Annotated in this window: 1 protein-coding gene; it reads left to right on the top strand. The window is 61.8% G+C overall.

Annotation, left to right across the window (positions count from 1 at the left end; genetic code table 11):
* The coding region (locus ACFPUZ_RS08415; RefSeq protein WP_377001479.1) for a hypothetical protein at positions 1-207 on the top strand (207 nt) is incomplete at both ends.

Genomic DNA, 207 nt, shown 5'->3' on the forward strand with positions numbered 1-207 from the left:
CGGTGGAGATTGTGGATACGACTCCGGCGCCGGATGCTCCGGTCATTGTTCCGGGCACGGTGGTTGATCAGGCTCCGAACGATGGCTCCGGCCAGGTTCTGGATGACACGATCACCAACCCGACGGATACCACGACGGGCACGGTCAATGATGCTGATGGCAACCCGATTGCGGGTGCGACGGTGGTTGTTGATCCGGTCACGGGTG

The organism is Corynebacterium nasicanis (genome assembly GCF_042658165.1).
Classification (GTDB): Bacteria; Actinomycetota; Actinomycetes; order Mycobacteriales; family Mycobacteriaceae; genus Corynebacterium; species Corynebacterium nasicanis.